Annotated in this window: 11 protein-coding genes; 6 read left to right on the forward strand and 5 right to left on the reverse strand. The window is 63.2% G+C overall.

Going from position 1 to position 12,670, the window contains the following annotated elements; all coding sequences use genetic code 11:
- Positions 1-252: 252 nt before the first annotated feature.
- Positions 253-960: a YebC/PmpR family DNA-binding transcriptional regulator gene (locus tag BFP90_RS11975; protein WP_065896773.1), complete on the reverse strand. Its 708-nt coding sequence runs from the start codon at positions 958-960 to the stop codon at positions 253-255.
- A 99-nt stretch (positions 961-1,059) separates the two neighbouring features.
- Positions 1,060-1,917, reverse strand: coding sequence for a LysR substrate-binding domain-containing protein (locus BFP90_RS11980; RefSeq protein ID WP_065896774.1), 858 nt, complete (start codon positions 1,915-1,917; stop codon positions 1,060-1,062).
- Positions 1,918-2,028: 111 nt separating this feature from the next.
- Here BFP90_RS11980 and BFP90_RS11985 point away from each other — a divergent pair, with 111 nt between their 5' ends.
- The 3 genes from BFP90_RS11985 (at position 2,029) to BFP90_RS11995 (ending at position 4,701) form a co-directional block, all read left to right on the forward strand.
- A complete protein-coding gene (locus BFP90_RS11985; protein ID WP_065896775.1) occupies positions 2,029-3,138 on the forward strand; it encodes a 2-aminoethylphosphonate--pyruvate transaminase in 1,110 nt (369 codons plus the stop codon).
- 30 nt (positions 3,139-3,168) lie between these two features.
- Positions 3,169-3,996: a phosphonoacetaldehyde hydrolase gene (phnX, locus tag BFP90_RS11990; RefSeq protein WP_065896776.1), complete on the forward strand. Its 828-nt coding sequence runs from the start codon at positions 3,169-3,171 to the stop codon at positions 3,994-3,996.
- Positions 3,997-4,107: 111 nt separating this feature from the next.
- A complete protein-coding gene (locus tag BFP90_RS11995) occupies positions 4,108-4,701 on the forward strand; it encodes a cytochrome b (protein ID WP_065896777.1) in 594 nt (197 codons plus the stop codon).
- Between the two features lie 729 nt (positions 4,702-5,430).
- Here BFP90_RS11995 and BFP90_RS12000 read toward each other — a convergent pair.
- Together BFP90_RS12000 and BFP90_RS12005 are read right to left on the reverse strand one after the other, a co-directional pair.
- The gene (locus BFP90_RS12000) at positions 5,431-6,321 is read right to left on the reverse strand and encodes a 1-aminocyclopropane-1-carboxylate deaminase/D-cysteine desulfhydrase (protein WP_065896778.1); all 891 of its coding nucleotides are present in this window, start codon (positions 6,319-6,321) and stop codon (positions 5,431-5,433) included.
- 55 nt (positions 6,322-6,376) lie between these two features.
- Entirely contained in the window at positions 6,377-8,416 is a 2,040-nt protein-coding gene (locus BFP90_RS12005) for an NADPH-dependent 2,4-dienoyl-CoA reductase (protein WP_065896779.1), read from the reverse strand.
- A gap of 211 nt (positions 8,417-8,627) precedes the next feature.
- Between BFP90_RS12005 and BFP90_RS12010 the strand changes: the two genes are divergently transcribed.
- The 3 genes from BFP90_RS12010 to BFP90_RS12020 all read left to right on the forward strand — a co-directional run bounded on the left by BFP90_RS12010 (position 8,628) and on the right by BFP90_RS12020 (position 12,136).
- Positions 8,628-9,758: a carbon-nitrogen hydrolase family protein gene (locus BFP90_RS12010; RefSeq protein ID WP_065892538.1), complete on the forward strand. Its 1,131-nt coding sequence runs from the start codon at positions 8,628-8,630 to the stop codon at positions 9,756-9,758.
- Between the two features lie 4 nt (positions 9,759-9,762).
- On the forward strand, positions 9,763-10,797 hold the full coding sequence (locus tag BFP90_RS12015; protein WP_065896780.1) for an AraC family transcriptional regulator: 1,035 nt from the start codon (positions 9,763-9,765) through the stop codon (positions 10,795-10,797).
- 331 nt (positions 10,798-11,128) lie between these two features.
- Positions 11,129-12,136, forward strand: coding sequence for a transketolase-like TK C-terminal-containing protein (locus BFP90_RS12020; protein WP_065896781.1), 1,008 nt, complete (start codon positions 11,129-11,131; stop codon positions 12,134-12,136).
- A gap of 21 nt (positions 12,137-12,157) precedes the next feature.
- Here the strand turns inward: BFP90_RS12020 and BFP90_RS12025 are convergent, their stop codons facing one another.
- Entirely contained in the window at positions 12,158-12,628 is a 471-nt protein-coding gene (locus BFP90_RS12025; protein ID WP_065884864.1) for a MarR family winged helix-turn-helix transcriptional regulator, read from the reverse strand.
- Positions 12,629-12,670 lie beyond the last annotated feature (42 nt).

The raw sequence follows: 12,670 nt of genomic DNA on the forward strand, positions 1-12,670 counted from the left end.
AAGAGCCCTTTGGTTACTTTGGGGCTTTTCCAAAGTGACCCGCCGTCAGGGCGGAACCCTAAGCAGCCGTGACCGCAGCAACGGATATGTACTCTATCTGATCCAACATCCTGGTCGGCCCAGAGGCCGCCATCGGGGGCAAGCCCCCTCCCACATTGGACCGAGGCGTATCAGGCAGGTAGCTGTAGGCTGGGAGGCCGATATCGGGGCAAGCCCCCTCCCACATTTTGACTGCATGCATCCAAATAAAAATCAGCCAGCCAGCCCGACAAACATATCCTGCACATCATCATGGTTATCCAGGCCTTCCAGGAACGCCTCGACCTCGGCCATCTGCTCATCGCTCAACCCACTGACCGGGTTCTTCGAAAGATAGCCCAGCTTGGCCGACAGCACGGTAAAGCCCTGCTCCGGCAAGGCTTTCTGCACAGCGTCCAAATCGGTGGTTTCGGTGATGAACAAAGTGGTGCCTGCTTCCTCGCCGTCTTCAAAGTCCTGGGCACCGGCTTCGATGGCGGCCATTTCCGGATCAGCGTCCGGGGTGTCCGGCGACGCTTCGATCAGCCCGACGTGATTGAAGTCCCAGGCCACCGAGCCGGAAGCCCCCAATTGGCCCTTGCGGAACGCCACGCGGATTTCCGCCACGGTGCGGTTGATGTTGTCGGTGACGCACTCGACGATCAATGGCACCTGGTGCGGGGCGAAACCTTCGTAGGTGACACGGTGGTACTGCACGGTTTCACCGAGCAGACCGGCGCCCTTCTTGATCGCGCGGTCCAGGGTTTCCTTGGGCATCGAGGCCTTCTTGGCCTGCTCCACCACCAGACGCAGGTGAGCGTTGGTCGAGGTGTCCGCACCGTTGCGGGCGGCGATGGTGATTTCTTTCACCAGCTTGCCGAAAATCTTGCCCTTGGCATTGGCTGCCGCTTCTTTATGTTTGACTTTCCACTGTGCGCCCATGACTCACTCTCTACTTTCCATGGCGCCGAAACGTCTACTGGCCGGCGCTTTGGGGGCAGAGTTTATAGCGCAGCAACGCATCGTTCCACCAAAAAACCCTCAGGGCGCCAACTCGAAAAAGGCCTGGATCAAGCGCAACGACCGGCGCCGCTCCAGGCAGCCAAGCAGATGCCGGTTCTGCAGGCCGTCGCCGCGAATCGGCACGGCACATACGCGTGGGTCGCGGCTGACCTCCATCGACGACACCACCCCCAGGCCCAGCTCCGCCGCAACGGCCTCCGTCACCGCCTCCCGGCTGTCCAGTTCCAGCAGCACCCTGGGCCGCACACCGGCAGCCAGGCACGCCTCATCAAAGGTACGCCGGGTGATGGAACCGGGCTCGCGCAGCACCATGATCTCTTCGTTCAACCCCGACAGTGCAATGCCCTCGGCCTGCCCCGCCCACGGGTGCACGGCCGGCACCAGCGCGCAAATACGCGACTCGCCCAAGGGATGCAGGTGCAGGCCATTGCGCGGCTCCACTTCGGTCAGCACCGCCACATCGGCATGCTCGGACAACAACGCCGCCAGGGTTTCCTGGGCATTGCCCAGGCGCAGATTCACCGTGACGCCCGGATAAAGCACGCGCAGCCGGGCGATCATCGGCATCACCAGATGCGGGCCGTCCGCCGCCACTTCCAGGCGCCCGGTGAGCAATTGGCGGTTGGCTTCGAGCATCGCCTGCGCCTCATCCACCAGGCCGAAGATCGCCCGGGTGATCGCCGCCAGGCGTGCGCCCTCCTCGGTCAACTCGACCCGCCGCGCAGTGCGGCGCAGCAAAGGGATCTGGTAGTGCTCCTCCAGCGCCTTGATGTGCCCGGTCACCGCCGGCTGGCTGATGAACAGCCGGGCGGCCGCACGGGTAAAACTGCCCTCGCGGGCCACCGCATCGAATGCGCGCAGTTGGAACAGGTTCATGGTTATCGGCCTCACTGATAGCTCGCATAACAACAAACAATTTGATTGATAACAAGCCAAACTGCAATTTAGGTGCCCTAGAGTCGACCCGTTGTTTTACGAGGACCCGAGATGACCCCTGCCGCGCCGCTCCTGCTGACCCCCGGCCCCCTGACCACTTCCAACCGCACGCGCCAGGCGATGATGGTGGACTGGGGTTCATGGGATGAGCGTTTCAACCAACTCACCGCCAGCGTGTGCGAGCATTTGCTGGCGATCATCCATGGCGCCGCCAGCCACCACTGCGTGCCGTTGCAGGGCAGCGGCACCTTCGCCGTCGAAGCCGCCATCGGCACCCTCGTGCCGCGTAACGGCAAGGTACTGGTGCTGATCAACGGCGCCTACGGCAAACGCCTGGCGAAGATCTGTGACGTGCTCGGCCGCGCGTACAGCACCTTCGAAACGCCCGAAGACCAACTCACCACCGCCGCCGAGGTGGACCGCCTGCTGCACGCCGACGCCGCGATCACCCATGTCGCGCTGATCCACTGCGAGACCAGCACCGGCATCCTCAACCCGCTGGCGCAGATCGCCGAAGTGGTCAAGCGTCACGGCAAGCGCCTGATCATCGACGCCATGAGTTCCTTCGGCGCACTGCCGATCGATGCGCGTGAAGTGCCCTTCGACGCGCTGATCGCCGCGTCCGGCAAATGCCTGGAAGGCGTGCCGGGCATGGGCTTTGTCTTCGCCGAAAAGAGCGCGCTGGCTGCGGCCGCAGGCAACTCTCATTCCCTGGCGATGGACCTGTTCGACCAGCACAGCTACATGGCCCGCACCGGCCAGTGGCGCTTCACACCGCCCACCCATGTGGTCGCCGCCCTGCACGAAGCGCTTGTGCAATACCACGAAGAGGGCGGCCTGCCCGCCCGTCATCAACGCTACGCCGATAACTGCCGCGCGCTCCTGGACGGCATGGCCGCACTGCGTCTGCGCAGTTTCCTGCCGGCGGCGATCCAGGCGCCGATCATCGTCACCTTCCACGCCCCGCAACACCCGCGCTACCAGTTCACGGACTTCTACGAACGGGTCAAGGCCAAGGGTTTCATCCTCTATCCGGGCAAATTGACCCAGGTGGAGACCTTTCGCGTGGGCTGCATCGGCCATGTCGACGCGGCGGGCATGCGCGCGGCGGTCCAGGCCATCGCCGAGGTGCTGCAAGAAATGCACGTGCTGGACCTCTGATTGTCCCCATTACCCCACAGGATCTGAACCATGAACTATCAAAACCCCACTACGCTCCAGGCCGTCATTCTCGACTGGGCCGGCACCGTAGTGGACTTCGGCTCGTTTGCGCCGACGCAGATTTTTGTCGAGGCCTTTGCCGAGTTCGGCGTACAGGTGTCCATCGAAGAGGCTCGTGGCCCGATGGGCATGGGCAAGTGGGACCATATCCGCACCCTCTGCGATCAGCCGCGCGTCGCCGAGCGTTATCGCAAGGCCTTCGGCCGCACGCCCACCGATGCAGACGTGAGCGCCATCTACCAACGCTTCATGCCGCTGCAGATCGAGAAAATCGCCGAACACTCGGCGCTGATCCCCGGCGCCCTCGACACCCTTGCCGGCGTGCGCGCCCAGGGCATCAAGATCGGTTCCTGTTCCGGCTATCCCAAACAAGTGATGGACAAGGTCGTCGCCCTGGCCGCCAGCAACGGCTACGTGGCGGACCATGTGGTCGCCACCGACGAAGTGCCCAATGGCCGCCCATGGCCGGCCCAGGCGCTGGCCAACGTGATCGCGCTGGGCATTGACGATGTGGCGGCGTGCGTGAAAGTCGACGACACCGTACCGGGTATCCTCGAAGGCCGCCGTGCCGGCATGTGGACCGTGGCGCTGACCTGCTCCGGCAACGCCCTGGGCCTGACCTATGAGCAGTTCCGGGCGATGGACAGCGCCACACTGGCCGGCGAGCGCCAGCGTATCGAAGCGATGTTCGAAGGCTCACGCCCGCACTACCTGATCGACACTATTACCGATCTGCCGCAGGTCATCGCCGATATCAACGCACGCCTGGCTCGCGGGGAAATGCCGCAAAACCACTGACGAAGGTCAATGCACCGGCATTCACTACGGGCCAAGCGCTTCAAACAGGCATACAGTTGAACCACTCCGTCAAAGAACGGAAGGTTGCCCTGATAAGTGAGGAACCCAACGATGCCGTGGAAAAATTCCGATACGCGCTACAGCACCATGTCGATTGCATTGCACTGGTTGATGGTGGTGCTCCTGGCGGTGGTCTACGCCTGCATTGAGTTACGCGGCCAGTTCCCCAAAGGCAGCGGTGCGCGCACGCTGATCGTCGAAATGCACTTTATGTTCGGCCTGACCGTGTTTGTGCTGGTGTGGCTGCGCCTGTTCGCCCGCAGCCTGGGCGTGGCGCCGAAGATCGTGCCGGCGCCGCCGAAATGGCAGCGCCTGTTGGCGACGCTGACCCACGTTGCGCTGTATGGGTTGATGATCGGCATGCCGATTGCCGGCTGGCTGATTGTCAGCGCCGAGGGGCATTCGGTGATGTTCTACGGGATGGAGTTGCCGCCGCTGATCGCTGAGAACAAGGCATTGGCCAAGGAGATTGAAGGCTGGCATGTGCTGTTTGGCCAGATCGGTTACTGGCTGATCGGGCTGCATGCGTTGGCGGGGATCTTTCATCACTATGTGCTGCGCGATAATACGGCGCTGAGGATGATGCCGGGCAGGAGGGAGCTTGCTCCCGATGGCGTCGAGTCAGCCAACACATCCATCGAGTGATACACCTTGATCGGGGCATGAGTATCTGCACAACTTGGGTGCGACGCCGGACCTGTGGCTAGGGAGCTTGCTCCCGTGACGGCCGGACAGCCAACACGTATCTACCTGACGCTCCGAGGTTCAAATGTGGGAGGGGGCTTGCCCCCGATGGCGGCCTTGGGGCTGGCCGGGATGTTGGGTCGGACCGAGTACATATCCGTTTCTGCGGTCACGGCCACTTAGGGTTCCGCCCTGACGGCGGCTCACTTTTGAAAAGCGCAAAAGTAAGCAAAACGCTCTTGCCCCACCACTCGGCACCTCGCCTAGGCTCGGTGTGCCCTCTCTCCGGCTTGAATCCGTGGGCCGCCGCAATGGGCCATCCCTGGCCCAGTGCGGCTAACCCGGCGTCCTGCCGGGTTACCCACGGATTCAAGCCTGCGTTCGGCCAGCGTGGTTTAACGGGGCGCCTGAGATCAAAAGCAAAAGCGCGGCGGCCTTGGAGCCGACCGGTGTTTTTTGTCGATCCCGGTCCAAATGTGGGAGGGGGCTTGCCCCCGATGCGGTGGGTCAGCCAGCTCTGTTGTCGCTGACCCACCGCCATCGGGGGCAAGCCCCCTCCCACATTTGGATCTCCAGTGTTTTGAGGGATTTTATACGCTCCAGATTTGCGGGGTTAGCGTGGGCTGCTACAGCATTGTGGCGATTTCCCATGGCCATCGGGGGCAAGCCCCCTCCCACAGGGGGTCTGCTCTAGGCATTGAAACCTCGGCGGCCTTGCAGGCCGCCGGTGTGGATGAAGATCAGGCGGTTACCGGGGGCGAAGCGTCCGGCCTCGATCTGTTGCTTCAACGCCAGCAGCGCCTTGCCGGTGTAGAGCGGCTCCAGCGGCACACCGCTGGCCTGTTCGGTGCGTTCGATAAAATCGAGCAGCAGCGGATCGACCTTGGCAAAGCCGTCTCGGCTGGCGTCGATCAGTTCGTAACCGTTGTGCACCATGGCACTTACGTTCTGCGCGACACCGTGATCGTCCGGCACTGCCAATGCGCCGTAGACCGTACGCCTGCCCGCCTCGGCCAATACCAACCCGGCCAGTGTCGTCCCGGTACCGGCTGCCAGCCACCAAGCGTCGTAATCCGCCCAGCCGAGCTGACTCAACTGCGCCTGCGCCTGCTCGACCAGCACCGCGCAGCCCAGCGCACCCGCCAGCCCGCCGCCGCCTTCGGGCACCGGATGAAGATGGGGATACTGTTCGCGCCAGGGCAACCAGAAGCCCGGCTCATGGCGTGCGCGATAGCCGCCGTACCCGAGCCAATGCAGGTGCATGCCGAACGCCTTGAGGTCGAGCACGGTGGGTGTGTCTTGAGGATGACCGCGCAACAGGCCGACCGTGGGAAAGCCAAAGCGCTTGCCCGCCGCCGCCAGGGCGTGCAGATGGTTGGAGTACGCCCCACCGAGGCTGATGACCCCGCTGGCCCCCGCGTCGCGGGCTTGATTCAGGTGTTCGGTGAGCTTGAACCACTTGTTGCCGCTGATCAGTGGGTCGATACGGTCCAGGCGCAGCATGGCCAACTCGACCCCGTTCAGCCAGTCGAGCTGCACAGGTTCAAGGGGCGCGTGAGGCAGCCAGTCGAAAGGACCCATCGGGAAATATCTGAATGAAAAGGAGCGGTAGTCTAACACCGCCCCTTTCGTCGACTTACAGCTCGGCCGCCAGGCGCGAACCCTGGTTGATGGCGCGCTTGGCGTCCAGCTCGGCCGCCACATCGGCACCGCCAATCAGGTGCACGTTCTGCCCGGCGGCGACCAGGCCGTCGTGCAGTTCGCGCAGCGGGTCCTGGCCGGCGCAGATGACGATGTTGTCCACCGCCAGCACCTGCGGCTCGCCCTCGGCGCCGATGCGGATATGCAGGCCTTCATCATCGATCTTCAGGTATTCGACGCCGTTAAGCATCTGCACCTGTTTGTTTTTCAGGCCGGTACGGTGGATCCAGCCGGTGGTCTTGCCCAGGCCGTCGCCGACCTTGGACGCCTTGCGTTGCAGCAGGAACACCTCACGCGCCGGTGCATGGCGCTCGGGCTTGATCCCGGCCACGCCGCCACGGGCCTCAAGTTGAGTGTCAATGCCCCACTCTTTCCAGAACGCTTCGCGATCCAGGCTGGTGGACACGCCCTGGTGCACCAGGAATTCCGACACGTCGAAACCGATACCGCCCGCGCCAATCACCGCCACGCGCTTGCCTACCGGCTTGCGCTCCAGGATCACGTCCAGGTAATTGAGCACCTTGGCGTTCTCCACACCCGCAATCGCCGGCGTACGCGGTGCGATACCGGTGGCCAGGATCACCTCGTCATAACCGCCCGCCACCAGTTGCGCCACATCGACACGGGTGTTGAGGCACAGCTCGACGTGAGTGGTCTGCAATTTGCGCTTGAAGTAGCGCAGGGTCTCGAAAAATTCTTCCTTGCCCGGTATGCGTTTGGCGATGTTGAACTGGCCGCCGATTTCGCTGGCCGAATCGAACAAGGTCACCTGATGCCCGCGCTCGGCAGCCACGGTAGCAGCAGCCAGCCCGGCAGGGCCGGCACCGACGACCGCAATTTTCTTGATCTGCTGCACGGGCAGGTAATTGAGTTCGGTTTCATAGCACGCCCGCGGGTTGACCAGGCAGGTGGTCAGCTTGCCGCCGAAGGTGTGGTCCAGGCACGCCTGATTGCAGCCGATGCAGGTATTGATCTCGTCGGCGCGCCCGGCAGCGGCCTTGTTGACGAACTCCGGGTCGGCGAGAAACGGCCGCGCCATCGAGACCATGTCGGCATCGCCCTCGGCGAGAATCTGCTCGGCGACTTCCGGCGTGTTGATGCGGTTGGTGGTAATCAACGGAATCTGCACCGCGCCCCGCAACTTGGCGGTGACCTTGCTGAACGCGGCACGCGGCACTTTGGTGGCAATGGTCGGGATACGCGCTTCGTGCCAGCCGATACCGGTGTTGATAATAGTGGCGCCGGCCTGCTCGATGGCCTTGGCCAATTGCACGACTTCTTCCCAGATGCTGCCGCCCTCGACCAGATCGAGCATCGACAGGCGGAAAATAATGATGAAATTCGGGCCGACCGCTTCACGCACCCGGCGCACGATTTCCACCGCCAGGCGCATACGATTTTCGAAGCTGCCGCCCCAACGGTCGGTGCGATGGTTGGTGTGGGCGGCCAGGAACTGGTTGATGAAGTAACCTTCGGACCCCATGATTTCCACGCCGTCGTACTCGGCGACCTGGGCCAGCTGCGAGCAGGTGACGAAATCCTGGATCTGCTTCTCGATGCCCTCCTCGTCCAGCTCCCGGGGCTTGAACGGGTTGATCGGTGCCTGGATCGCACTCGGCGCTACCTGCTTGGGGCTGTAGGCATAACGCCCGGCATGCAGGATCTGCATGCAGATCTTGCCACCGGCGTCGTGCACGGCGCGGGTGACGATCCGGTGCTTTTGCGCCTCTTCGTCTGTGGTCAGCTTGGCCGCACCGGCATACACGCCGCCCTCATCGTTCGGGCCGATGCCGCCGGTGACCATCAGGCCGACGCCGCCCCGGGCGCGCTCGGCGAAATACGCCGCCATGCGCTCGAAACCACCGGGCTTTTCTTCCAGGCCCGTGTGCATTGAGCCCATCAGGGTACGGTTGCGCAGGGTGGTAAAACCCAGGTCCAACGGGGCCAGCAGGTGCGGGTAGGCAGCAGCGGTCATGGTACAGCTCCACAACGGATCATCACGGGACGTGGAGGGCTCGAATGGCACCCCATCGGTTTATGTCCCACAGACTAAGAGGCGATCACCTACCGCTCAATGACTGAAACTGACAACTTATTGATCCAAATGCACAGCCACCCTTGGCAAGCCGGGCCAGGAGCCCTACCCTAGTCGCGAACCCTGCCCCCGGTCTGTTGTCTGTTGCCCCATGCGCAAATTACTCATATTCACCGTCACCATGGCCCTGGTTGCCGCCCTCGCCGCGTATCTGGTCTGGACCCAGGAGCGCCCCGTGGCGCATTACCTGTCGGACCTGCGCATCACCCTCGCGGTCAATGAAGGCCAGCCGGCCGAGCGTGGCAACCTGCTGGGCATCCAGCCGGAGCTGTTCCCTGCCGATTACCAGAGCCTGGAGCGCCTGCACCTGAAGCTCTCGGCCTACCTGCAGAAGGCCCGCGAACAGGGCTTGATCAACGACAAGACCGTCGTCGTGCTGCCGGAACATGTCGGCACCTGGCTGATGCTCGCCGGCGAGAAAAACGAGCTGTACCAGGCCACCCACCTCAAGGACGCGATGAACTGGCTGTCGATCAGCAATCCGTTGCAGTTCCTGCGCGCCTGGATCAGCGCCACCGGCGACAACCGCATGGATGATGCGTACCTGCGCATGAAAGCCGCCGGCATGGCGCGCGATTACCAAGTGCTGTTTGGCGGCCTGGCCAAGGAATTCGGCGTGACCCTGGTGGCCGGTTCCATCGCCCTGCCCAATCCCAGTGTGAACCTGGGGCAACTGCAGGTCGGCCATGGTGCGCTGTACAACGTCAGTGTGGTCTTTGCCGCCGATGGGTTGCCCTTGGGCCAGCCGCAGCGCCAGCTGTACCCGATCTACGACGAGCGCGGCTTTATCGAACCCGGCGATGAAAACATCGTCAGCGTGGTCGACACCCCGGCCGGGCGCCTGGGCGTGCTGATCGGCAGCGACAGCTGGTACCCGGACAACTACCGCAAGCTCAACGAACAAGGTGCCCAGTTGATTGCCGTGCCGGCCTATGTGACCGGGCGTGACACCTGGGACCGCCCATGGCGCGGCTTCAAGAGCGTGTCGACCCCTTCGGAAGTCAGCCTCAAGCCCGAGGAAACCAGCGAGGGCGAAGCCTGGCGCCGCCTGACCCTGATCAGCCAACCACCGATCAGCCAGGCCACAGCGGGCATGAGCGTGTTTTTGCGTGGCCAGTTCTGGGACCTGGGCAGCGCCGGGCAGAGCTTCCTGAGCCGCAACGGGCAACTGTTCGCCGACGGCGAAGCCCGTGGCGCGCGCCTGCTCAATATCTGGCTGTAACCGCGTGAAGCCGGTGCGCCTGGGGGATCTGTCGGTGGGCTTCGTGCACACCCTGGCCGATGCCGTGCACAGCCACGGCCTGGACCCGCACCCCCTGTTGCTGCAATACGGCCTGGACCCGGCACGCCTGGCCGAAGCGGGTGCGCGCCTGTCGATCCCGCGCTATATGCGCCTGGGGCATGCGGCCATCCAACTGACCGGCGATCCGGGCCTGGGCCTGCGCATGGGTCAGCTCAGTCGCCTGAGCCAGGCCGGGCTCGCCGGTGTCACCGCCGCCCAGGCACCGACGGTACGCGAAGCCGCGCGCACGCTGACGCGCTTCGAACCACTGTATGGCTCCAACTACCGTGGGCAATCGAGCTTTCATGAAGACGCCGAAGGCGCCTGGCTGCGGTTTTATTCCATCAGTCCCTACAACGCCTATAACCGCTTTGTGGTGGACTCGATCATCGCCGGCTGGCTGCATCAACTGTCGAGCCTGGCGCAACAACCGGTGCCGGCCCAACGCATCGAAATCGAATTCCAGGCCCCCGAATACAGCCATTTGTATAGCGTGCTGGGGGACAGTCCTGTGCAGTTCGGCGCCGACCGCAATCAACTGCGCCTGACTCAGGCCACCCTGGCCCTGCGCAACCCGCAGTACTGCCCGAGCACCTGGCATCTGTTGTTACAGCTGTGTGAAAGGGAACTGGAGCAACTGACCCGCACCCGCAGCCTGCGCGAGCGCATTACTCGACTGCTGGGGCCGATGCTCAATGGTGGCCGGGAACCCGACCTGGAAGAAGTGGCGGCACGCTTGAAGCTGCCCACTTGGACCCTGCGCCGCAAACTGGCCGACGAAGGCACGCAATTTCGTGCGATTCTCAACGATACCCGCCGCGACTTGGCCATGACCTACATTCGCGACACGGAACTGGCCTTTGGCGAGATCGCCTACTTGCTCGGGTTTGCCTCGGCCCAAGCCTTCCAACGCGCCTTCAGGCGCTGGAACAACCAGACCCCAGGGGAATTTCGCCGCAGTCAGCGGCATTCCGCCTGAAGTCGGCCCTACAGCTCGGTGGCATCGTCGACCGGGTCCAGCGGGTCGAGTTCGAATGCCTGGTACTCCAGCAGTTCTTCCTGGTAATCGTCCATGGTGGACTCCTTGTTAAGTTAAAAATGCCAGCGCAATTAATGACCTTCACGACCAGACTAAAGTGCCGTCATGACGAAAAAATGTCTGCGCCATGATGTTCCCGCACGTGAAGATTAAACGCGGCGGCGGCGGACTGATTTAGTCGGAAGATCGAGGCACTATTGCAATCATTGCAATTGCAATCATAAGACCAATTCCATTAGGGTAGGCACCTCTGTCGCCAGGAGCCACCCCCATGCCCGCCTCTACCGCACTCGCTGCGCAGCTGTGCATCGACGCACTGGACACCTGCGCCTGCTCGCGCAGCTCACCGCTGTACACGGTCTTGAGCATGGCCGGCGCGCTGGAATCCAGTCGCCAGGCCTGGGTGATTCGCGGCCAGTCGCGCAGTCGGCGCCCGGGTAACTGGCCCACCTGGTTTGCGCGCAATACCGGGGAAAAGCCGCTGCTCTACCTGCACAGCGCCACCTCGTCTGCACAGCTGTGTGCACTGTCACACCGGACCGACCAGCGCGGCATTTTGTGCAATGACAGCGAAACCCAGCCATCCCCGTGGCCGAAGGGCGCGCAACCGTCGCTGCCGTTGTGGCTGGCCAGCCATCCACGCTGTACGCCCTACGACCCTGCCTCGGGCGAAGAGGCCCAGGCCATCGTGCTGGCCGGGTTGCGTACGCTGTACGTGGATGGCCAGCCGGGCTTTTATTACCTGGCGCTGCATGATCAGCCCAGCACCCTCGCACCGCAGACGCTGGACCGCGAAGGTGCGATCAAGGGCATGTATCCCGTGCGGCAAACTGCCGACGTGGCGAACGTGCGCTTGCTGGGTGCCGGTCGAGCCCTGGAAGAGGTCATGCACGCCGCGCAATTGCTTGAGCAGCAATGGGGCATCACGGCGCATGTATGGAGTTGCCCCAGTTACACCCGACTGGCCCGCGAGGCGGCGGCCGCCGAGCGCTGGAACCGCCTGCATCCCTGCGCGCCCAGGCGCAGCAGCCATCTGCGCGACTGCCTGGCGGGGAGTCGGACACCGGTGCTTGCCGTCACCGGCTACCCACAAGTGGTGGTCGACCAGTTGGCCGCGCATGTGAACACGCACTTCGTGGCGCTGGGCGCAGGCTCGGTACAGGCAGCCGCGCCGAACCGCTACTGGATTGCAGTGCTGGCATTAAAAGCGTTAGCCGATGAAGGGCACATCGAGACACACAAGGTGGAACACGCCCTGCAACGGTATGACCTGAAATGACCTCGCCACGGTTCACCCCATTTACGTTTTGCGCCGGCTACGGGTCTGCACGCCGGCTTCCATCGCCAACCCCGCCGTACGCTGCAGTGCATCGGCAAAGGCCTGACGGTGCTCAGGCTCGATTTGCGACAAAAACAGCTCATCCACGGTGCTTTCGTAGATTTTCCACATTTTCTTGCGCAGCGTACGGCCGGCCTCGGTGATCGAGGCAAATGCTGCGCGGCCATCGCCGTCGGAACGTGAACGCACCACCAGGCCGTCCTTTTCCAGGCGGTCGACCAGGCGCGTGAGGTTGTAACGCTCAATGGCCAGCACATCGGCCAATTCATGCATACGGCGCGTGCCTTCAGGACCGCTTTCCAAGCCCCACAGCGCGTCGTACCAGGCATACGGCGGCAGTTGCGCCTCGGTCAGCCGGCGCTCGATCTCACGGATGACCGTCCTGTGGGCCCTGACAAAACGGAACCATACATCCGGCTCTTTCGACGACATGCAACACCATCCGGGGAATTTCAAGAAGGTTGCAATAGTAGC

Origin of the sequence: Pseudomonas sp. 24 E 13 (assembly GCF_900004715.1) — a bacterium.
Classification (GTDB): Bacteria; Pseudomonadota; Gammaproteobacteria; order Pseudomonadales; family Pseudomonadaceae; genus Aquipseudomonas; species Aquipseudomonas orientalis_A.

Bases quoted from the DNA above. Each gene is read 5' to 3' on its own strand.
- BFP90_RS11975 (WP_065896773.1), bottom strand. From the start codon at position 960: ATGGGCGCACAGTGGAAAGTCAAACATAAAGAAGCGGCAGCCAATGCC.
- BFP90_RS11980 (WP_065896774.1), bottom strand. From the start codon at position 1,917: ATGAACCTGTTCCAACTGCGCGCATTCGATGCGGTGGCCCGCGAGGGC.
- BFP90_RS11985 (WP_065896775.1), top strand. From the start codon at position 2,029: ATGACCCCTGCCGCGCCGCTCCTGCTGACCCCCGGCCCCCTGACCACT.
- phnX (WP_065896776.1), top strand. From the start codon at position 3,169: ATGAACTATCAAAACCCCACTACGCTCCAGGCCGTCATTCTCGACTGG.
- BFP90_RS11995 (WP_065896777.1), top strand. From the start codon at position 4,108: ATGCCGTGGAAAAATTCCGATACGCGCTACAGCACCATGTCGATTGCA.
- BFP90_RS12000 (WP_065896778.1), bottom strand. From the start codon at position 6,321: ATGGGTCCTTTCGACTGGCTGCCTCACGCGCCCCTTGAACCTGTGCAG.
- BFP90_RS12005 (WP_065896779.1), bottom strand. From the start codon at position 8,416: ATGACCGCTGCTGCCTACCCGCACCTGCTGGCCCCGTTGGACCTGGGT.
- BFP90_RS12010 (WP_065892538.1), top strand. From the start codon at position 8,628: ATGCGCAAATTACTCATATTCACCGTCACCATGGCCCTGGTTGCCGCC.
- BFP90_RS12020 (WP_065896781.1), top strand. From the start codon at position 11,129: ATGCCCGCCTCTACCGCACTCGCTGCGCAGCTGTGCATCGACGCACTG.
- BFP90_RS12025 (WP_065884864.1), bottom strand. From the start codon at position 12,628: ATGTCGTCGAAAGAGCCGGATGTATGGTTCCGTTTTGTCAGGGCCCAC.